Source organism: Pseudomonas sp. SJZ080 (assembly GCF_007828295.1).
Lineage (GTDB): Bacteria > Pseudomonadota > Gammaproteobacteria > Pseudomonadales > Pseudomonadaceae > Aquipseudomonas > Aquipseudomonas migulae_A.
Map to the genome: position 1 here is coordinate 175,356 of NZ_VIUK01000002.1, position 19,181 is coordinate 194,536.

Genomic DNA, 19,181 nt, shown 5'->3' on the forward strand with positions numbered 1-19,181 from the left:
GGAACGGGAGGGAGGGTCATGACGCAAGGCCACTTCCCATTTTGCTGAAGCGCTATCGCAGGTGTGAGCATAGCGAGCCAGAGCATCGGTTTACGTGTCCAATGCGTCGAAAATCCAGGGTGGTGAGTCACATAAAGTATCAAGGCAGATTCTTCCTTTTCAGTTGCCGATTAGCCTCGGCCACGTCCTTGTCAAATTGGCGGACGCTGCGAAAAAGTTGCACGCCGACCAAGACCGGGCACAGCAGGAAAATCGCGGCTATGGCAAACGATTTCCCGGTCAGCCCCAACAGGTAGAGCACAGTGGCGATGCCCACAACACTCACCAGTAGACAGATAATTAAAACTTCGCGGTTCATGATTGAGGCCCCTGATTCAAGCCGATACGGGCACCTTTCAGCATCGCGGAATTGGCGATTACCGACAGGGAGCTGAGTGCCATCGCAGCGGCAGCGATGATGGGATTAAGCAGTCCGAAGGCCGCGATTGGAATGCCGATACTGTTGTAGATGAATGCCCAGAACAGGTTTTGTTTGATCTTGACCATCGTTGCGCGCGACAGCCTGATCGCGGTAACCACGTCGCGGACATCGTTCTTGAGCAAGATAATGCCGCCGGTTTCCTTGGCTACATCGGAGCCCGAGCCAATGGCGATGCCGATGTCAGCGGTGGCCAGGGCAGGCGCATCGTTGACGCCATCGCCAACCATCGCCACGACCTGCCCTTCGCTTTGCAATTGACGGATCATTGCGGCCTTGTCGTCCGGCAAGACCTCGGCAATCACTCGCTCGATGCCGCACTGCCGCGCGACCGCTTCGGCAGTGCGGTGGTTATCACCGCTCAGCAGCACGACCTTGATGCCGCTTGCCTGCAATGCAGCAACGGCTTCAGCCGCTTCAGGTTTTATGGTGTCGGCCACAGCAATGACCCCGAGCAAGCGGTCGTCGACCCCGACCAGCATCGCGGTTTTGCCATCGGCTTCCAGACCAATGAGGTACTCCTCGGCAGCCTCGGTCGAAATGCCTTGGCGGGCGAATAAACGCCGGTTGCCCAGCCAGATTTTGCGACTGTCTACACTGCCTTCGATGCCGTGACCGGCGATCCCATTGATACCGGTCGCTTTCGGCAGGCCGAGGCCGCGATGCCGGGCGGCGCGCACTATCGCTGCGCCGAGCGGATGTTCTGAACCGGACTCCACGGCGGCGGCGAGCGTCAAGACCTCGTTTTCCAATGCTGTGCCAATCGGGATCACATCGGTTACGTTGGGTTCGCCCCGGGTAATCGTGCCGGTTTTGTCGAACACCACCGTGCTCAGTTTTTCTGCCCGCTCCAGCACTTCGCCGCCCCGGATAAGGATGCCGTTATCGGCCCCCTTGCCAACACCGACCATTAACGCGGCGGGTGTCGCCACGCCCAGGGCGCAGGGGCAGGAAATAATCAAAACCGCGATAAAGGCCAATAGCCCCTGCGGGAAATTCCCCACAAGAGACCAGCCGACCAGGGCCAACAGCGCGACCGCCACCACCACCGGCACAAAGTAGCCGGTAACCTGATCGGCCAACCGCTGGATCTGTGCCGTGCTGTTCTGCGCTTCTTCGACCATCTTTATGATCTGCGCCAGTGCGGTATCGGCACCGATCCTGCTCGCCTTGAAAGTGAGCATTCCACTGCCATTGAGCGTACCTCCGATCACCGGACTGCCCGGGTGTTTGTCGACCGGCATCGACTCGCCCGTCAGCATCGACTCATCTACCGTTGACTGACCTTCACTGACTTCACCATCGGTGGGGATTTTTTCACCAGGTTTGACTATCAGGAACTCGCCGGCCATGACGTTTTCAGCAGGCAGGTCGACTTCTTGCCCATCACGAATCACATGCGCGATCGCCGGTTTGAGATCAAGCAAGCGCCGTACTGCCGCTGAAGATTTCTTCTTGATGATCTCCTCCATGTACCTGCCCAGCAGTACGAAGGCAATGATGACCGCCGACACCTCGAAATAGACGTCGCGCTCGGCCACCTTGACCGGCAGGACGTCTGGAAAAAACAACACCGCGACACTGTAGAAATAGGCGACCGACGTGCCGAGGGCGATCAGAAAATCCATGTTGATGTTACGGGTACGAACGGCGTTCCACGCCCCCTTATAGAAACTCCAGCCACCGATGAACTGCACCGGTGTTACCAGCAGGAATAGCCAGATACCCCACGTGAACCAAGGGAGTGCCGGAATCGGCACCCAAGTCAGCAATGTGGCACCAGCGGCCAGCGCGATGAAGGCGCCCGCACGCAGCAGCGCCAGGGCCAGTACACCGGTCAGGGCGATAGCCACTCGGGTTTTCATCGCCTTCAGTTCAACTTCTGGCGACTCGAAGGTGCGCAAGCAGGTATCGCTGCAAAAGTAATAGCTGCGCCCGCCACGTTCTCGTGACAACGCTGTGGTCTTATCCACCATCATCCCGCAGATCGGATCTTTCGCCATTTTTCCTGATGCAACTGCCTGCTGATGTTGGCTGTGCTGCATGTGTGATTCGTTCATCGCTGCCTCCTACTCGAAGCGGCTATCAAGACCTGCCATGGAGCTTCGCGGACAACCACGCAAACAAGGTGCCGACCATCGCCCCCAGACACTCAAGACCAGCAGCGGTCCGACGAAAGTCGCCACGCTGTAGTCTTGCGGAGCTTGCAGACGACCGAAGTCGAGCCCATGGAACAAGGCGCTGAGAAAGGCGATTCCCTGCGTCGGCCATAGCGCATAGAGCAGCGCACAGATGGTGTAGGAAACGGCCATGGTCAGGGCCAGAGAAATGCCAGTTTTCCAGGGAGCGTTCATGGCTGTTTTCCTGAGCCTGGAGGAGCGCCAGTAGGGGTATTGGGACTGCGGGAGGTTGACCAGGGCAGGAATGCAGGAGTCTGTTCACAGTAAGTGCGGTAGGCATCGCCGAATCGCGCGAGCATCTCCTGTTCTTCCCGCTTCGCCAGCTTGGCGTAGACCACCAGGAGGATTGGAAACATCACCAGGGTGATCAATGTCGGCCACTGCAACAGAAAGCCGAACATGATCAGCACGAAGCCAACATACTGCGGGTGACGGATCCGCGCATAGGGCCCGTCGAGCGCTAGTTGCCCAGTATTTTGGGCCTTGTAGAGCACACGCCAGGCGGCCGCTAACAACCAGAAGCCGCCAGCGATCAGCAGGTTGCTGAGAATGTGGAATGGCCCCCAGTGCGGATTGACCTTCCAGCCCATCACTGTTTCGAGCAAATGCCCAGCGTCGTGCGAGAGGAAGTCGATGCCAGGGAAGTTACGAGTGAGCCAAGGCGTCAACAGGTAGATGGTCAACGGAAAACCGTACATTTCGGTAAACAGAGCGACCAGGAACGCCGAGAACATGCCAAAGGAGCGCCAGTCTCGGCTCGTCTTTGGCCGGGTGAAGCTGAAGGCGAACAAGATAAACACTATTGAGTTGATAATGACCAGCGACCAGAGGCCGTAGGCCGTAGGCCGATTCTGTATGGCTCATGGTTGGTGCTCCTCAACAAAACACATCAGACGGGTGCTGGCTGCATTGCCCATCCAGAGCCATGTCATTTGCAGCCGCTCTACCGCACATTTACTGTTTCATTGGCATGTCCATCATGGATGACTGCTGCCCCATCATCTGCATCATCATGTCCATCATCCCTTTGCCTGCGCCGTCCTTGGCACCAGACTTGCCCATGCAACCCATCGCACTCTGCTCCTTGCTCATCATGGCCATGCTCTCCTTCATCACTTTCATGCCCTCTTGCAAGGCGGACTGGCGCTCAGCCAGCGTTTCTGCCGCTGCCGCTTTGTCATGCGCAGCCTGCATTTTCTGCATTTGCTCGGTCATGGCTTTGGTCATGGCCGTCGATGCCGGCGCAGCGCTCACCGTTGAGTCGGCCGGCGCGTCGGCCGGGTGATGCGCATCCTCGGCAGAGACCGTGAATGCACTGCTAGCCAAGACGGCAGCCAGAACCCATTTAGAATGCATTTGCATGATGAACTCCTGAGATTGTGAGGGGATAAGCAGGAATGACCTCATCGCGAAAACGCGACGCAGCAGGACAGAGCAGCCAATGCTCTGCCGCTCTGAGGCAGGGGGGTTAATCGTTGAAACGGACGAAAGTCAGCCGTACCGGGCATTCCGGTGGCGCGGGACGTTTCAATACAAGAGTGGCGAGAGAGGATTTGTGCTGAGGATCAAGCACCATGATCAGGACTGCCGCCGTTAGCAGTAACAGGACGGCCCAATGGACAGGATCCGCTGCTGGCGTCTGCAATGCAGGTTTTATCGCCGTGGCGGCGTCTTCACAGCTCTGAAGGCAACCATTGGCGTGGAGCGCATGACCATCCACCACATACTGCTCGACATTGTGTGGTGCGGCCAAATTGTGAATCGGCTGTACCAGACACCCCTGGATTGCCGTCACGGCCACGGCTAACACCCATACCATGAGGGTAAGGTGCAATAGACTTCGGCGGTGACGGTGGAACCAGTACATGAAGTACAACCTCGACTTTTTACGTCGTGTTAATTTTCAGTCTAGCCAGCAAAGCAATGCAGAGTTTGATCAAAATCAAACAAATTGATGACTTGAGGAGCGCAAGGCTCGCCTTGAATCGTCCCTGGCTATGGGCTGAGTTCGGCATGGGCATCGAGTCGTCTGACTCGTCAGCCGATTGGATCGAGTTGAGTTTTTGCGACAGGCAGCAATCGGCGAGAAACAGACCTCCATCACCCCACTGTCTCTTGGGAGTCTTCAAAATGATGCTGTAACAGTGGCACGCCTCGCTTACAGCCAACATAGACAAGTACTCCCCCCTAAAATCTCACTTGAAACGCGCAATAGATAGCCAGCTATTTGTTGATGAAAGTCTGAAGTATTCATTTGAAGTTTCAGATTCTTTCGCCGCCCGGCCTGTGCCTAACATCGGCTCCACAGCGAACCCGCCTCGGTATCGTTCAGTGGGTCAGATGACGCAGAGATCCGGATCCAAAGTCCTCTGCCGCACCCGACCATTGATCGCTTAGTGGCTTGGCGCCGTCGACGTGCTTTTGCAGTAGACCTTGGGTTTTTTGAGGATCACCGATGAAGCTGGAAATCTTTCGCACGCTGTGGGGTTACACCGCCAGCAAGGCTCAAGCGCTCGAGGAGTTGCTGCAAGCGGGCTTCGATGGCATGGAAGCACGCCTGCCACTGGACGCCCGTGAACGGGCTGAATTTGGCGCGTTTCTCCAGGCCAATCGCCTGGGCTATATCAGCACCGTCTTCACCGCGTACGACGTGCTGCCCGACCAGTCGGCAACGCCTGCCGTTCACCTCAATGACCTCGATCAGAAACTCGCCTGGGCCGCCGAGCTCGGCCCACGCTTCGTCAACGTGCTGGCGGGCAATGATCGTTGGTCCTTGCCACAGCAAGTGGAGTTCTTCGGTCAGGCACTGGAACTGGCGCGCAAGCATGGTCAGGTCTGCAGTTTCGAAACTCACCGCTCGCGTTCGCTGTTCAATCCCTGGGTGACCCTGGAATTGATCCGGCAACTGCCCGATCTGCTGTTCACCAGTGACATCAGCCATTGGGTCGTGACTTGCGAACGTCTGTTGAATGACCCGGCCGATGACCTGAGCGCTTTCATTGAGCGGGTTCACCATATTCAGGCACGTGTCGGTTACGACCAGGGCCCGCAGGTTCCGCACCCGGCAGCTCCCGAATATGCAAAAGAACTGGCTTTCCATCAGCAGCACTGGGAAAGCATCTGGCGATCGCAGCAAGCCCGCGGTTACCAGGTCAGCACCCTGACCCCGGAATTCGGCGCCGACGGCTACCTGCATCATTTGCCCTTCACCAATGTCCCCGTCGCCGACCTGTGGTCGTTGAACGTGTGGATGGGCCAGACCGAGCGCAAACACTTCGAGCGTTTTCACCACTAAAGCCATCCTTAGGGAGCCTTTGCGTCATGCCTGACAATAAAGACAACAGCGCCAGCAATGACCCACAGAAAGCCAATTTCAATAGCATCCCGGTGGTGAACATCGCCGGGCTGTTCAGCTTTGAACTGGAACACCGCCTGGCCGTGGCCGAACAATTGGGGCGCGCCGCCAGCGAAGTCGGGTTCCTCTATATCACCGACCACGGTATCGACCCGCAACTGATCGCCAACCTGCGCCAGGCGGCCAAGGACTATTTCGACCAGCCCCTGGACACCAAGATGCAGCACTACATCGGCGCCTCGCAAACCCACAAGGGCTTTGTACCCGAAGGCGAAGAGGTCTATTCCAAAGGCAAGCCAGACCACAAGGAAGCCTTCGACGTCGGCTTCGAAGTCCCGGCCGATGACCCGCTGGTGCTGGCCAACACCCCGTTGCTGGGGCCCAACGACTGGCCGCAGTTGCCGGGTTTCAAGGCGGCGGTGCAGGCCTACTATGAAGCGATCTTCGCCTTGGGCCGGCGCCTGTTCAACGGCTTTGCCCTGACCCTGGGCCTGGAAGAAAACTACTTCGACAGCCTGGTTAGCCGACCGCCGTCCAAGCTGCGCCTGATCCACTACCCCTTCGACGGTGCAGCCCATGACGCACCAGGACTTGGCGCCCATACTGATTACGAGTGCTTCACCATTCTCATGGCCGACAAACCCGGCCTGGAGGTGATGAACAACCTTGGACAATGGATCGATGCCCCACCGATTGCCGATGCCTTTGTGGTCAACATCGGCGACATGCTGGAAGTGATGACGGCAGGCGCATTCGTTGCCACCGCGCACCGGGTACGCAGCGTGAAGGAGGAGCGCTACTCCTTCCCGCTGTTTTATGCCTGCGACTATCACACCCAGATCAAACCACTGCCCGGGTTCGCCCAGGCAGGCAACGACTATGAAGAAATCACGATCGGCGAACACATGTATGGCCAGGCGCTGCAGACCTATCAGTATCTGCGCCAAAGGGTGGCCAACGGGGAAGTTCAACTACCAGGCAAGGCACGCAAGCCCGCCAGTTTCGGACATTTGAAAAATCAGGCTCAACCGTCCTGATTGAAGTTTTCAGCTACATCCCTTACCTACGCCGGAGTCAGTGAAAGATGAAAAACAACAAAAAAACCCTGTTGAGCTTGGCTGTATTGGCAGCCGGTATGCTCGGTGCCTCCGTGAGCATGGCGGCGGCAGACACATTCAAGGTCGGCATGGAAATCACTTACCCGCCTTTCGAATCCTATGACAAGGACAAGAACGTGGTGGGTTCGGACCCTGAGCTGGCAGCGGCATTGGCCAAGCACATGAATGCCAAGGTGGAGTTCGTCGATACCAAGTTCCCGAGCCTGATCCTGGGCTTGAACTCCGGCAAGTACGACGCGGTCATTTCCGGCATGTACATCACCCCAGAGCGCCAGACGCAGGCCCAGACCATCGCCTATGCCAATACCGGCGCATCCGTCATGGTGCCCAAGGGCAGCGAGATCAATGCGAAAAAACCTGAAGACCTGTGCGGCTTGAAACTGGGCCTGGAACAAGGCACTACCTGGGTCAAGCAATTCAGGAAGCTGTCCGATGAATACTGCGTGCCAAACAACAAAGGCGCCATCACCGTCAGCGAATACCCCTCGGCGCCCGAAGTGACCCAGGCCCTGTTGTCCAAGAACATTCAGGCCCAGGTTGAAATCGCCGGTGCGGCAAAAATGATCGCGGAAAAGACCAATGGCCGCGTGGTGATTACCACCGAGCACCCGATTTATCAGCAAACCCTGGGCATCTTCGTCAAGAAAGGTAACGACGAAGCTTTCAAGGCCATGCAAAAGGCCTTCGAGGAGACCAAAAAGAGCGGTGAATACGCCGCCATTCTTAAAAAATATGGCTTGGAAGAACCGACTGCCAACTAAGTATCTGTCCTTTTAGATTGGTCATCTGCCGCCCCGGCACCGGGGCGGCAGATCGAGGTGCCCCATGCAATTCGATTGGTCGTATTTTCTCTCCCTGTTCTCCCTGCCGGACTTCTGGAATGCCTGCATTACGGTAATCCAACTCAGTGCCTTGGCATGGTTCATCGGCATGCTGCTGGGTTTTGTCCTGGCCACGGCCAAGCTGTCCCAATCGCCGTTGCTGCGCATTCCCGCAGCGGTCTACATCTGGTTCTTTCGCAGCATCCCGTTGCTGGTGCTAGTGGTGTTCGTCTACAACTTGCCGCAATTGTTACCCGGCAGCGGACCGATTCTGTCCAACCCCTTCTACTCCGGCTTGCTGGCCCTGGTGGTCACGGAAGCGGCGTACATGGCGGAAATCCATCGTGGCGGTCTGATTTCCGTGGCCAGGGGCCAGAAAGAAGCCGGGCGCGCACTGGGTGTCGGCCTGCTCGGCATGCAACGCTTGATCGTGATTCCACAGGCATTCCGTATTTCGCTGCCCACCTTGATCAATGAATACATCACGGTGGTCAAGCTGACATCGCTGGTCTCGGTCATTTCCCTGACCGAAATCCTCACCGTCGGGCAACGCCTCTATGCCACTAACTTCCTGGTCATGGAAACCCTGGCGGCGGTCGGCGTCTACTACGTGTTGATCGTCACTGTGTTCGGCTTCTTCCTGCAGCGTCTGGAGCGCTACCTGGACCTGAATTTCCGCAAGCCGCACACACTCGACGCGGCCGCCATCGCCAGGTTCAAGGCCTGCGCCGAAGCATTGCCCGACAATGCGCGCAAAGCCGCCGGCAAAAACACGACGCCTATCCTGCAACTCAAGAACATCCAGAAGAGCTATGGCACGCACAAAGTGCTGCTGGGTATCGACCTCAATGTCCAATACGGCGAGGTGGTCTCGATCATCGGGCCATCCGGCTCAGGCAAAACGTCGCTGATCCGTACGGTCAACGGTCTGGAGAGCATCGATACGGGCGACATTTTGTTGTTTGGCGAAAAATTCATCGAGGCCTCGGACAAACCCAACAGCTCTCGCCTGCGCAAAGGCGTGCGACAGATCGGCATGGTGTTCCAGAACTTCAACCTGTTCCCGCACCGTACCATTCTCGACAACGTCACGCTGGCCCCGCGTTACCACGGCCAGCCGGGCGAGCTGAGTGAACATCGTGCTTATGCGCTACTGGACAAGGTCGGCCTGCTGGCCCATGCCCACAAATACCCGCATCAACTCTCCGGTGGGCAGCAACAGCGCGTGGCGATCGCTCGGGCCCTGGCCATGGAGCCACAGATCATGCTGTTCGACGAGCCGACCTCGGCCCTCGATCCGGAACTGGTCAATGACGTGCTCAACGTGATCCGCGATCTGGCCAAAGAAGGCATGACCATGCTGATCGTGACCCACGAAATGGACTTTGCCATGTCGATTTCCGATCGGGTGATTTTCATGGAGAACGGCAATATTCAACTCGATGCTGCACCTGAAACCATACGACGCGATGCCGAAGGAGAAAGAGTGCGGCGCTTTATGGGCATCGGTGTTCGAGCGCCAAACACGCCTGTAACTGCGGATCATGCGTGAACAGGAACCCCCTTTCTTTGAGCTTTGTTCTTTCAGGTAAACACGCATGAATCTTGGCATCGCAGGACGCTGGGCGCTGGTGTGCGCCGCCAGCAAAGGTCTGGGTAAAGCTTGCGCACAGGCACTCGTCCACGAAGGTGTGAACGTGGTGATCACGGCACGGGGCGAACAGACGCTGAATGAAACAGCCCGTCAGCTCAGAGCGATGAATCCTGAGGTGACCGTCATCGCCGTCGCCGGAGACATTTCGACGCCTGAAGGTCGGGCGGCAGCGCTCAACGCCCATGCGCATTTCGATATCTTGATCAACAACGCCGGAGGCCCTCCTCCCGGGGATTTTCGCGAATGGAACCGCGATGCCTGGCTCAAGGCGCTGGATGCCAACATGCTCACCCCGATCGAGTTGATCAAGGCAACCGTCGACGCAATGGCAACTCGCGGATTTGGCCGAATCATCAACATCACGTCGAGTGCCGTGAAGTCCCCTATCGAAAGCCTGGGCCTGTCCAATGGCGCGCGCAGTGGTTTAACAGGGTTTATCGCAGGGCTGGCCCGGCAAGACAACATTGCCAGTCGCAATGTAACGATCAACAACCTGCAACCGGGTTCCTTCGACACCGATCGACTGCGTGACAACCTGGTCGCCGCGGCTCATGAGATGGGGCTGGACAGTGAGGCATTCCTTGACGAATGCCGTAGCGAAATTCCTGCCAGACGCTTCGGCTCACCCGAGGAATTCGGAGCGCTTTGCGCCTTCGTTTGCAGCAGTCATGCGAGCTACCTGACCGGGCAGAACCTGCTGATTGATGGAGGGGCCATTCGCTCCAGCCAATAATGAAGGCGCACGAAATTTCACTCAGGGGAACATTGCCGTAGCTGGGCCTCGCGCCAGTCCCTGGGGGCATGACCGTAGCACTCTCGGAAAACCCGGCTGAAATGTGAGAGATCGTTGAAGCCCCAACGAAAAGCGATTTCGGATATCCGCAACGTGGCGTTGGCCGGGTTCAACAGATCGGCACTGCAACGTTCCAGGCGACGACGCAAGATGTACCGCATCAGCGAAGAACCCTCATGCTCAAACAGCTTGTTGATGTAACGCGCTGAGAGCCCTGTCCGCTGGGAGACGTGTTGTGCGTTGAGGGTTGGATCGCGGAGGTTGTCGTTCACAAAGACTTTCACCCGCATCAAGGTCAGCGCCTGGCTGCGAGAATGCTCGAGGTCGAGGGTTTGCTGATTGCCGAGCGTCAGCGCAATCAGATTGGTGGCCGACTCGGACAACCTGAGCATTTCGGCCGCAGAAAACTGACTGATTTGTGACGTCACGCTTTCCAGAAACATACGCATGACGCGTCCGACCGGATTGTCCATGGAGATTCGCGTCGCCATACGGCTTTCCATACCCACGACCAGTTGATTCAAGCAAGGCCTTGGCAGGCTGACGATGATCTGTCGCCAATCATTGGCAAAGTTCAGTTGGTGCGGCCGTGTCGCATCATAAATGGCGAAATCCCCCGGCCCGATAACAGCTCGGTTGCCGTCCTGTTCCAACTGCTCGGTGCCCTCGAGCATCAACACCGCAAAGTATTTGTCTTCGTCCCGGGATCTGGGTTGCAGGTGACGACGATTGACTGCCTGAGCCGCTGCGCTGACGTCACTGATTCGCAGCAGTTCGCACTTCTGCGATCTGACTTTTCCGAAGAACTCCGGGTTTGGCACAGCGCCGATTTCAACATCGGCAAACATCCGCAGAATCATTTCTCGCCAATAATCCACCCGCTCGGAAGTGGAACTGCCTTCAGTGGCAACGTCGATGTTTTCGCAGGACCAATTGGTCACCGGCATTCGCCTGCTGCCACCGAGGTCTGCGGCAGCGGCCCTCCATTCGCGCAAACCTCCATCTAATCGATTGCCCATGTGCGAAGCCCCCTTCCTGCGGAAGTGATTTTTATAATGACCTAGCAAGCCCCATACCAGGCACATCCGTGGGCCTAACGAAGCAACCTCTGCATGCAACGCCTGCCAAACATCGCATGGCAGTTCCAGAAGAAACACCCGCAGGCACAGCAACGTCGCCCGCCCGGTTTTCTCCAACCGTAGACCCCTTCTTACATCACTCCCCGATAGCTTTGCCACCGCCAGCGACCAAAGGGCCGCCTGAGAAAACTTTTTGTTCCGTGACAGCCAAGAACCCAATTGAGGACCGCCGCATCCTTGAGCCAGCGCCGAACGGCAGTGGGCTCCAGACACGGTCATCAGTCGTCGCGACCTCACCGGCTTCGGCTGGCGAAAAACACGAAGGGCAGGTTCCGTAAATGTCCCCCCTACGAAGGGGCAATTCACAATAGGCGACAGACAATGAGCAAAGTTAAAGCGTGGCTAGTGCAACAGAGAAAGTCCGTTTTGCTTGGACTGATCCTGATAGGTACGTCGTTTGCCACCATGGCGGTAGAAGTGGCACCGGGTGACTACGAGCAATACCCGATAGGGGCAACTATCGGAGCCGTCTATTATCAGCATGCGACCACTGACTCGTTGCGATCCAATGGCCGCCAGGCCAGTGCGGATTTCAACCTGACATCCGACATCGGCATTCTGCGGTTGCTGCACGTCTATCAACTGAGCGATTCAGTCACCATCGACCCGCAATTCCTGCTGCCGTTCGGCCAGGTTTCCGGCCATGGCAGCGCCTCGGTGCTCGGTGACGCCAGCGGCACTGGCGACCTCATCCTGACGGCACCGATCAAGGTGCTTCTCAACAGTGCGCGAGACACCCTCAGCGCCAACGCCTACCTCTACGTGCCGAGCGGGACCTACGACAAAAACGATCCGATCAACCTGGGGGAAAACCGCTGGAAGGTCGACTTTCAGGCTGCCTACATCAAGCACTTTCTCGACAAGTGGGCGGTAGACCTGGTGGGCGACGCCATCTGGTACGGCGACAACGATGCATTTGGTCCCGGCTCGGCGGTGCTCAAGCAGAAAACCTCCTACAGCGCGCAGATCATGACGCGCTACATGCCGGACCCCGCCACGTCTTTCGCCGTGGGCCTGGGCCATATCCGGGGTGGGGAAACAGAGGTCGATCAGCTCGACCGCGATGACGCCATGCGCACCACCAACATTCGCCTGACCGCCACCCGGTTCGTCACCGCCAAGGATCAGTTCCAGCTCCAGCTGGGCCGTGATCTTTCAGTCGAAAACGGTCCCAAAGAGGACTTTCGCATGAACCTGCGCTATGCGCGGGTGTTTTGATCCCTGCCCTCCTCCAAACACGCACCCACTTGCACCTGTTGCGTGCAGTCGGGATGCCAATGGTCTGTATAAAAAAGAGAGAAACGTATGGAATCCGCGATTGATAAACACCTGATGTGCCCTCGCTCTCGTGACCGCAGAATTGAAAATGACTACACCCCGCCTTACCCGGGTTGGGTCGGTCGCGCAGATGCCTCGGTCGAGCAAGTGGTCATGGCCTATTTCGGCGTTCAGTCCAAGGGCGAGATTTACCTGGGTGCCGCCTGCGCGGCACTGCGCAAAATCGTGCAGCGTTTCGAACTGGCCGACGGACCGGGCCATCACGATATCACTCACTACGTCGATGCCGCCGGCTACGACAACATGATCGCCATCGCCTATTGGGATAGCCCTCAATCCTTCCTGCGCTGGCAATCCAGTGACCCCGTGGCCCAGTGGTGGAACGCCGACGATCTGGGCAACGACGGCCTGGGCTACTTCCGGGAAATCCTGACCCCGGGTGTCGAACGCTTTGAAACCTTCTACGCCATGCCCAATGACCTGGAAGGGATCGGGGTGGTGATGGGGTCACGCAGTGACGACATCCAGGAACACGGCTACTGGGGCTCGATGCGCGACCGAATCCCGTTGTCCCAGACCGACCCCATGTCCCCTGCCGGGCAGCTTGAGGTGACACCGGACTCACGCCGAATAGTGATCAAGGGCCATGAGAATCTGGTGGTCATCCGTTCGGGCCAGGACTGGAGCGAAACCGAAGGCACGGAGCGTGACCTGTACCTGAACCAGATGGAACCGGCGCTGCGAGCCGGCATGGAGTTCCTGCGCGACGACGGTTTGCCGGTGGGTTGTTACAGCAACCGTTACATGCAGCATCTGAACACCAACGGACAAAGGCTGGAGAAGACTTTTTCAGTCAGTCACTGGCGCTCACTCGCGCACCTGGAGCGCTGGTCCGAATCCCATCCGACTCACATCGAGATTTTTGGCACTTTCATGAAGATCGTTCAGAAACTGGGGGGCGAGCTCAAGTGGAAGGGCTATCACGAAGTCAGCGTGCTACGTGCCGAGGATCAACTGTACGAGTACATCAATTGCCATGCTGCGACCGGCTTGATGCATCGCAGCTGACATTCCGTATCGTCTGGAGGATAGCGATCATGAACGACCATTCCAATACTGCGCGTGCGACGGCGTCCAACCGCGCCGTTGCGCTGAAAAACGCCCTGAAGGAACGCGAGTTGGTTCCAGAGGGGTACATCGAGAAATTTACCGAGATCATGGAAAACGATTTCGACCCGGCCAATGGCGCACGCGTCGTCGCCAGGGCCTGGGTCGATCCGCAATATCGGCAGCTGCTACTGAGCGATGGCACCGCCGCCTGCGCGCAGTTCGGTTACACCGGCGTACAAGGCGAATACATCATTGCATTGGAAAATACGCCGACCCTGCAAAACGTCATCGTCTGCACGTTGTGCTCCTGCACTGCCTGGCCGGTCCTCGGCCTGCCACCTGACTGGTACAAAAGCTTCGAGTACCGCGCTCGCGTCGTGAGGGAATCCCGCACGGTACTGCGCGAGATGGGCCTTGACCTGCCGGACGAAGTCGAAATACGCGTGTGGGATACCAGTGCGGAAACCCGCTACATGGTTCTGCCCATGCGCCCCTCCGGCACCGAGGACTGGACCGAAGCACAACTCGCCACACTCGTCACCAAGGATGTGCTGATCGGCATCGCGCGCCCGCAATCTCCCACCCTTTCGCCGCGAGGGAATCAATGATGGATGGCATACATGATTTGGGAGGTGTTCAGGGGTTTGGACGCGTGCAGCACAGCGCCAATTCACAATCTTACAAACCGGTGTTCCATGAAGACTGGGAACACCTTGGCTACAGCCTCCTGTTCCTCGGTGCGGGGGAGCTGGGACTGTTCAATGTGGATGAGCTGCGGCACGCGATCGAGCGGATGGAACCCAGGCAATACCTTACGTCCAGCTACTACGATCGAATCATCGTGGGGGTCGCGTCACTGTTCGTGGAAAAAGGTGCAATCACCCGCCAGCGTCTTGAGGAACTTGCCGCGGGAGCGTATCCGTTGGCACTGCCTCTGGGGACCGGGCGCGCCGCCCGTCCACCAGCAACGCCGTTCCAGATCGGCGAACGGGTACGTGTGTGCGACGAACACGTCGACGGTCATGTCCGTATGCCCGGTTATGTAAGGGGCAAGTACGGGACTGTCGTGCATCGCACGACTCATGAATGGCCGTTTCCCGACACGGTCGGTCATGGCCTGCCGAGCGGCAGCGAGCCGACGTATCACGTTCTCTTCACCACCCAGGAACTCTGGGGCGATGCCGCAGACGCAGGCACGGTGGTTGTGGACCTGTTCGGCAGTTACCTGCTCAAGGCCTGAGGCCTCCCCCTTTCAGAGGATTGCTGCACGCAATGAATGGGGGAAGCCCCATTCATTTGCTTCCAGCAGCTCGCCTCCCTTTTTTCCAGCGAGGATACAAAATGTCCATTATTCGACCCGACACCGACGAACTCGAGGCAGTCGCCAACAGCCTGGGCATCCACCTGACGGCCAGACAACTCGAAGATTATCAGTCCGTGCTGCAAGCCAATTTTGACGCCTATGACGTGCTTGATCAGCAGGCCGACTTCCTCCCGCAAGTCTCTTACCCACGATCGGTCGGTCACGTCCCGAGCGCCGCGCAGAACCTTCTCGGCGCGTGGCAATGCCAGGCGCATATCCAGGGCAATAGCGAGGGCCCACTGTCCGGAAGAACGGTGGTCATCAAAGACAACATCGCCGTCGCCGGCCTGCCAATGCTCAACGGGTCGTTTACCCTGGATGGCTATCGGCCCGAAGTCGATGCAACTGTTGTGACACGCTTGCTGGATGCCGGTGCAAGCGTCGCGGGCAAGGCTGTCTGTGAGGCCCTCTGTTTTTCCGGAGGGTCGCACACTTCAGCCAGCGGTCCGGTGCACAATCCGCTGCGCCCGGGCTACTCCGCCGGCGGCTCCTCCTCAGGCTGCGCTGCGTTGGTCGCCGCAGGTGAGGTCGACCTGGCAGTGGGAAGCGATCAGGGCGGATCAGTACGCATCCCCGCCTCTTTCTGCGGCGTGTACGGGATGAAGCCGACCCACGGCCTGGTGCCTTACACGGGCGCCATGCCGATCGAAAGTACCCTCGATCATCTGGGGCCTATCACCCGCTCGGTGCAAGACAATGCGCTGATGCTCGAAGTCTTGGCCGGCGTCGACGGGCTGGATCCGCGTCAATTGGCCGGGACCACGACTGCGCGCTACACCGAGGGCCTGTCCCGGGGCATTGCAGGGCTCAAGATAGCCGTGCTCAGGGAAGGATTCGGCCATGCCAACTCCGAGACCGACGTCGACCAGGCGGTACGTCAGGCAGGCGAGGTGTTCCGCGCTCAGGGGGCGGTGGTCGAAGAAGTGTCCATCCCCATGCACCTGCTGGGTCCAGCCATCTGGCTGGCGATCGCAGCCGAAGGCGCCACACAGCAACTGATGCACGGCAACAGTCATGGCTTCAACTGGCGGGGGCTCTACCTGACTGACATGATGGAGCACCATGCCAGCTGGCGAAATCGCGCGGATGATTTACCCGATACGGTCAAGACCACGATGATCCTTGGCGAGTATTTAACTCGCAAATACCATGGAAGCTATTACGGCAAAGCCCAGAACCTGGGGCGCAAGTTGCGCCTGGCCTATGACGAGATATTGACCCGCCACGATCTGCTGCTCATGCCTACACTCCCTCTCAAAGCCACCCCGCTACCGCCAGCCGATGCATCGTTGGCGGATTACCTGGGACGCAGTTTCGAAATGCTGGCAAACACCTGCGGTTTCGATGTCACCGGGCACCCGGCCATGTCACTCCCCTGTGCCATGAGCGATGGCTTACCCATCGGCTTGCAACTGGTGGGCAAACATTTTGCCGAAGCCGACCTTTATCGTGCGGCCTATGCCTTCGAGCAGAACTCTGACTGGAAGGTTTGCTAAACCGATGACACCCCCGACGTGAGGCACCTCACGCCGGGCTTGCCCAGACGATGCAGTGATGTGCGGAACGGAATTGCCCGCGCAGGTGTCGTTAGTAGTAGACACCGGTGTGTCGAAATCCCGTTCAGATGAAGAGGTAGTTTTCATGAACAACATCATTTACATCGTTGGGGCAGTGGTCATCGTCCTGGTTATCCTGTCGTTTGTCGGCCTCGTATAGCCTGCAAGCGCAAACCCGATCCGGGGCGACGGTAGCGGTTCAGTACGAGCCAAGCCTCGGTATTCGGAGGCCTGTCAGACATGTATCCGACGACTTCTGACGGTCGTTACTTTTTGGCCTGTTGGTACAGTGATCGCACACCAGAACATGGACGTCTGCCACGGCTATCGCCGTTTACCTGCGCATTTATCCTTCGAGTTTTATGGTTGTGCGGCTACTCACGCAAAATCGAATCCGCCCGCACTGCCAGGGTGCCAACCATAAAAAACGCGCAAAAAAAACGCCACTCATTGAGTGGCGCTTTTCCGTATTTGGAGTGGGAAACGAGACTGGAATCCGCGCTCTTTCTCCTTGAAAGTATTGATTTTTTTCCGTGATCAATGCTTTCGATGTACGGGATGATGTACGCATTGTGCGAGCTTGCAAGGTGGTCAATTTTTACAAACAGCTTCTACACCTGATTCACGAGTCACGTAGCTCGCAGTTGAGCGGCTACGGCTTTGGTGGCGCCTAACTCACCGCCCGATTGGATCGGTTGGTCTTCTTTCGACAGGCAGCAATCGGCCCAGAGTATGTAAAAAACGCTCTTCTTCATCTATTTCGTTTGGGGCGATAGAGACCTGAACGCCATCGATGACGCTCGAAAACCCGCACCGTTTCTGGCCGTTGGAAAACTGGGTCGATGCCGCAAGTGCCGTGGTGATCAATACAACCTACAAGCATCGGTGGCGAATGCACGGCGATCAATTCGATCATCCAGGAATTCACCCCGACACGCTATCGCAGCTGGGTCGACCTGATCATCAACGGCACATCCTGATATCTTTCAACCCGCTTTTGATGATTATCTTGCGGCAGCCCGTTTCGCTTGAGTTGAGGGGGCGATGTGTGAAGCACTGATACGGTCCACCAGGTATCGCGCATCTTTTGCCACACCGGAAAAACGCCCCGACCCCCATGTGTACAACCATGGTAATCCGAGGAAATACAGACCTGGCTGCGCCGTGACTCCACGTTGGTGGCCCGGGTGGCCACGGCCATTGAAGACGGGAGCCTCTACCCAGGTAAAATCCGGGCTGAAACCGATGCACCAGATTATGCTGGTGATGCCCGCCGCCTCAAGGTCCAGTTCGCCGCGCTCTTGTTCGGGTAACCAGCTCGGCTGATAGCGTTCGCCGGTGGGCGCATCGATCGAGTTCTCCTCGATGTACTTGTCGATTGAGCCGTTGATGCGGTTGTACACCGCATCAGCGTTGTCCAGGCTCTCTCCCAGGTTCTCGGCAAATTGCATGCGCGTGCCCTGCAACCCTTCGAGACGACCGAACAATTCCATGCCTTCCAGGGCGAATTTACGCAGGTCGATATCGCGCCCGCCATCGCGTCCCGTGACGTAATGGTTGGTGTTGTCGCGCACACCTTCACGCAGCGGATGGGTGTCGACGCCGATCTCGTAGTAGCCCATTTCCGCCAGCCAGTCGACCACGTCCTTGCCCCGATAGAAGCGCGCACAACGCGGTGCATCGCCGACCGCAAGATAGACTTTGCGCCCGGCCAGATGCAGGTCCTCCGCAATCTGTGCCCCCGATTGCCCGGAGCCAACCACCAGTACGTTGCCAAGAGGCAATGCATCGGGGTTACGGTATTGCTCCGAATGCAGTTGATGAATACCCGCTGGCAAACGTTCCGCCAGGCGCGGAATGATCGGCGTGTGATATCCGCCCGAAGCGACAATCACCTGGTCAGCGGTGAATTCGCCTTGGGACGTATGCACCTCGAAACCTCCAAGTGCGCGAGGGACCACGCGCTGCACGGTAACGCCCTCGCGAACCGGCGCGTTCACCGATCTGACGAAGCCGGCCAGGTATTCGATAATCTCGTCCTTTTTCATGAAGCCGTGAGGATCGGTCCCCTTGAAATCATCGACGTAGGTATAACCCGGCAAGGCGCATTGCCAGTTAGGCGTAACGAGACTGAAGGCGTCCCAACGCTGATTGCGCCAGGTATGGGTCAAGCTGTGCTTTTCCAGCACCAGATGGTCAATCCTTTCCTGTTGCAGGTAATAACTGGCAGACAACCCGGCTTGGCCGCCGCCAACGACGATCACACCGTAGTGCGGGATTTTGATTGAAGTAAGATGGCTGGTCATAACGTTGCTCCTGTCATTGGTGACGATAAG

The 19,181-nt window shown here is 57.7% G+C and carries 18 protein-coding genes and 1 pseudogene; 11 read left to right on the plus strand and 8 right to left on the minus strand.

Annotation, left to right across the window (positions count from 1 at the left end):
• Positions 1-139: 139 nt before the first annotated feature.
• The 6 genes from FBY04_RS03285 to FBY04_RS03310 all read right to left on the minus strand — a co-directional run bounded on the left by FBY04_RS03285 (position 140) and on the right by FBY04_RS03310 (position 4,525).
• Complete coding sequence (locus FBY04_RS03285) at positions 140-358, minus strand: hypothetical protein (RefSeq protein WP_084320113.1); 219 nt, start codon at positions 356-358, stop codon at positions 140-142.
• Complete coding sequence (locus FBY04_RS03290; RefSeq protein WP_145314496.1) at positions 355-2,538, minus strand: heavy metal translocating P-type ATPase; 2,184 nt, start codon at positions 2,536-2,538, stop codon at positions 355-357. Before FBY04_RS03290 ends, FBY04_RS03285 begins: the two co-directional genes overlap by 4 nt.
• A 9-nt stretch (positions 2,539-2,547) precedes the next feature.
• Positions 2,548-2,832, minus strand: a complete 285-nt coding sequence (locus tag FBY04_RS03295) for a DUF5676 family membrane protein (RefSeq protein ID WP_256666741.1) — start codon at positions 2,830-2,832, stop codon at positions 2,548-2,550.
• Positions 2,829-3,515 (minus strand): isoprenylcysteine carboxylmethyltransferase family protein, encoded by a 687-nt coding sequence (locus tag FBY04_RS03300; protein ID WP_145314497.1) that lies wholly within the window; start codon positions 3,513-3,515, stop codon positions 2,829-2,831. The genes FBY04_RS03295 and FBY04_RS03300 overlap by 4 nt, the downstream gene beginning before the upstream one ends.
• Positions 3,516-3,612: 97 nt before the next feature.
• The gene (locus FBY04_RS03305; RefSeq protein WP_145314498.1) at positions 3,613-4,020 is read right to left on the minus strand and encodes a hypothetical protein; all 408 of its coding nucleotides are present in this window, start codon (positions 4,018-4,020) and stop codon (positions 3,613-3,615) included.
• Positions 4,021-4,126: 106 nt separating this feature from the next.
• A complete protein-coding gene (locus FBY04_RS03310) occupies positions 4,127-4,525 on the minus strand; it encodes a hypothetical protein (protein ID WP_145314499.1) in 399 nt (132 codons plus the stop codon).
• Positions 4,526-5,113: 588 nt separating this feature from the next.
• On the opposite strand from FBY04_RS03310, the gene FBY04_RS03315 reads away from it, so the two are divergent.
• The 5 genes from FBY04_RS03315 to FBY04_RS03335 all read left to right on the plus strand — a co-directional run bounded on the left by FBY04_RS03315 (position 5,114) and on the right by FBY04_RS03335 (position 10,339).
• Entirely contained in the window at positions 5,114-5,953 is an 840-nt protein-coding gene (locus tag FBY04_RS03315; RefSeq protein WP_145314500.1) for a sugar phosphate isomerase/epimerase, read from the plus strand.
• 26 nt (positions 5,954-5,979) lie between these two features.
• Positions 5,980-7,050, plus strand: a complete 1,071-nt coding sequence (locus FBY04_RS03320; protein ID WP_145314501.1) for an isopenicillin N synthase family oxygenase — start codon at positions 5,980-5,982, stop codon at positions 7,048-7,050.
• A 47-nt stretch (positions 7,051-7,097) separates the two neighbouring features.
• Positions 7,098-7,892: an ABC transporter substrate-binding protein gene (locus FBY04_RS03325; protein WP_084320126.1), complete on the plus strand. Its 795-nt coding sequence runs from the start codon at positions 7,098-7,100 to the stop codon at positions 7,890-7,892.
• A 64-nt stretch (positions 7,893-7,956) separates the two neighbouring features.
• On the plus strand, positions 7,957-9,504 hold the full coding sequence (locus tag FBY04_RS03330; protein ID WP_145314502.1) for an amino acid ABC transporter permease/ATP-binding protein: 1,548 nt from the start codon (positions 7,957-7,959) through the stop codon (positions 9,502-9,504).
• A 46-nt stretch (positions 9,505-9,550) separates the two neighbouring features.
• Entirely contained in the window at positions 9,551-10,339 is a 789-nt protein-coding gene (locus FBY04_RS03335) for an SDR family oxidoreductase (protein ID WP_145314503.1), read from the plus strand.
• A gap of 17 nt (positions 10,340-10,356) precedes the next feature.
• On the opposite strand, the gene FBY04_RS32590 is transcribed toward FBY04_RS03335, so the two are convergent.
• A complete protein-coding gene (locus FBY04_RS32590; protein WP_256666744.1) occupies positions 10,357-11,757 on the minus strand; it encodes a helix-turn-helix domain-containing protein in 1,401 nt (466 codons plus the stop codon).
• A 102-nt stretch (positions 11,758-11,859) separates the two neighbouring features.
• Here FBY04_RS32590 and FBY04_RS03345 point away from each other — a divergent pair, with 102 nt between their 5' ends.
• The 6 genes and pseudogenes from FBY04_RS03345 to FBY04_RS32595 all read left to right on the plus strand — a co-directional run.
• Entirely contained in the window at positions 11,860-12,756 is an 897-nt protein-coding gene (locus FBY04_RS03345) for a transporter (RefSeq protein ID WP_084320134.1), read from the plus strand.
• An 87-nt stretch (positions 12,757-12,843) separates the two neighbouring features.
• Positions 12,844-13,884, plus strand: a complete 1,041-nt coding sequence (locus tag FBY04_RS03350) for a phenylacetaldoxime dehydratase family protein (RefSeq protein ID WP_145314504.1) — start codon at positions 12,844-12,846, stop codon at positions 13,882-13,884.
• Between the two features lie 29 nt (positions 13,885-13,913).
• On the plus strand, positions 13,914-14,534 hold the full coding sequence (gene nthA, locus FBY04_RS03355; protein WP_084320137.1) for a nitrile hydratase subunit alpha: 621 nt from the start codon (positions 13,914-13,916) through the stop codon (positions 14,532-14,534).
• Positions 14,534-15,166, plus strand: a complete 633-nt coding sequence (nthB, locus tag FBY04_RS03360; protein ID WP_084320139.1) for a nitrile hydratase subunit beta — start codon at positions 14,534-14,536, stop codon at positions 15,164-15,166. The genes nthA and nthB overlap by 1 nt, the downstream gene beginning before the upstream one ends.
• Before the next feature lie 101 nt (positions 15,167-15,267).
• On the plus strand, positions 15,268-16,785 hold the full coding sequence (locus tag FBY04_RS03365; RefSeq protein WP_145314505.1) for an amidase: 1,518 nt from the start codon (positions 15,268-15,270) through the stop codon (positions 16,783-16,785).
• 366 nt (positions 16,786-17,151) lie between these two features.
• Positions 17,152-17,257 (plus strand): annotated as a pseudogene (locus FBY04_RS32595) (histidine phosphatase family protein); the annotation flags it as partial.
• Between the two features lie 592 nt (positions 17,258-17,849).
• On the opposite strand, the gene FBY04_RS03380 reads toward FBY04_RS32595, so the two are convergent.
• On the minus strand, positions 17,850-19,151 hold the full coding sequence (locus tag FBY04_RS03380) for an MSMEG_0569 family flavin-dependent oxidoreductase (protein WP_145314506.1): 1,302 nt from the start codon (positions 19,149-19,151) through the stop codon (positions 17,850-17,852).
• Positions 19,152-19,181: the final 30 nt, after the last annotated feature.

Coding starts and splice junctions, on each gene's coding strand:
- nthB (WP_084320139.1), top strand. CDS start 14,534: ATGGATGGCATACATGATTTGGGAGGTGTTCAGGGGTTTGGACGCGTG.
- FBY04_RS03290 (WP_145314496.1), bottom strand. CDS start 2,538: ATGAACGAATCACACATGCAGCACAGCCAACATCAGCAGGCAGTTGCA.
- FBY04_RS03315 (WP_145314500.1), top strand. CDS start 5,114: ATGAAGCTGGAAATCTTTCGCACGCTGTGGGGTTACACCGCCAGCAAG.
- FBY04_RS03345 (WP_084320134.1), top strand. CDS start 11,860: ATGAGCAAAGTTAAAGCGTGGCTAGTGCAACAGAGAAAGTCCGTTTTG.
- FBY04_RS03350 (WP_145314504.1), top strand. CDS start 12,844: ATGGAATCCGCGATTGATAAACACCTGATGTGCCCTCGCTCTCGTGAC.
- FBY04_RS03320 (WP_145314501.1), top strand. CDS start 5,980: ATGCCTGACAATAAAGACAACAGCGCCAGCAATGACCCACAGAAAGCC.
- FBY04_RS32590 (WP_256666744.1), bottom strand. CDS start 11,757: ATGACCGTGTCTGGAGCCCACTGCCGTTCGGCGCTGGCTCAAGGATGC.
- FBY04_RS03330 (WP_145314502.1), top strand. CDS start 7,957: ATGCAATTCGATTGGTCGTATTTTCTCTCCCTGTTCTCCCTGCCGGAC.
- FBY04_RS03335 (WP_145314503.1), top strand. CDS start 9,551: ATGAATCTTGGCATCGCAGGACGCTGGGCGCTGGTGTGCGCCGCCAGC.
- FBY04_RS03365 (WP_145314505.1), top strand. CDS start 15,268: ATGTCCATTATTCGACCCGACACCGACGAACTCGAGGCAGTCGCCAAC.
- FBY04_RS03295 (WP_256666741.1), bottom strand. CDS start 2,832: ATGAACGCTCCCTGGAAAACTGGCATTTCTCTGGCCCTGACCATGGCC.
- FBY04_RS03380 (WP_145314506.1), bottom strand. CDS start 19,151: ATGACCAGCCATCTTACTTCAATCAAAATCCCGCACTACGGTGTGATC.
- FBY04_RS03285 (WP_084320113.1), bottom strand. CDS start 358: ATGAACCGCGAAGTTTTAATTATCTGTCTACTGGTGAGTGTTGTGGGC.
- FBY04_RS03310 (WP_145314499.1), bottom strand. CDS start 4,525: ATGTACTGGTTCCACCGTCACCGCCGAAGTCTATTGCACCTTACCCTC.
- nthA (WP_084320137.1), top strand. CDS start 13,914: ATGAACGACCATTCCAATACTGCGCGTGCGACGGCGTCCAACCGCGCC.
- FBY04_RS03325 (WP_084320126.1), top strand. CDS start 7,098: ATGAAAAACAACAAAAAAACCCTGTTGAGCTTGGCTGTATTGGCAGCC.
- FBY04_RS03305 (WP_145314498.1), bottom strand. CDS start 4,020: ATGCAAATGCATTCTAAATGGGTTCTGGCTGCCGTCTTGGCTAGCAGT.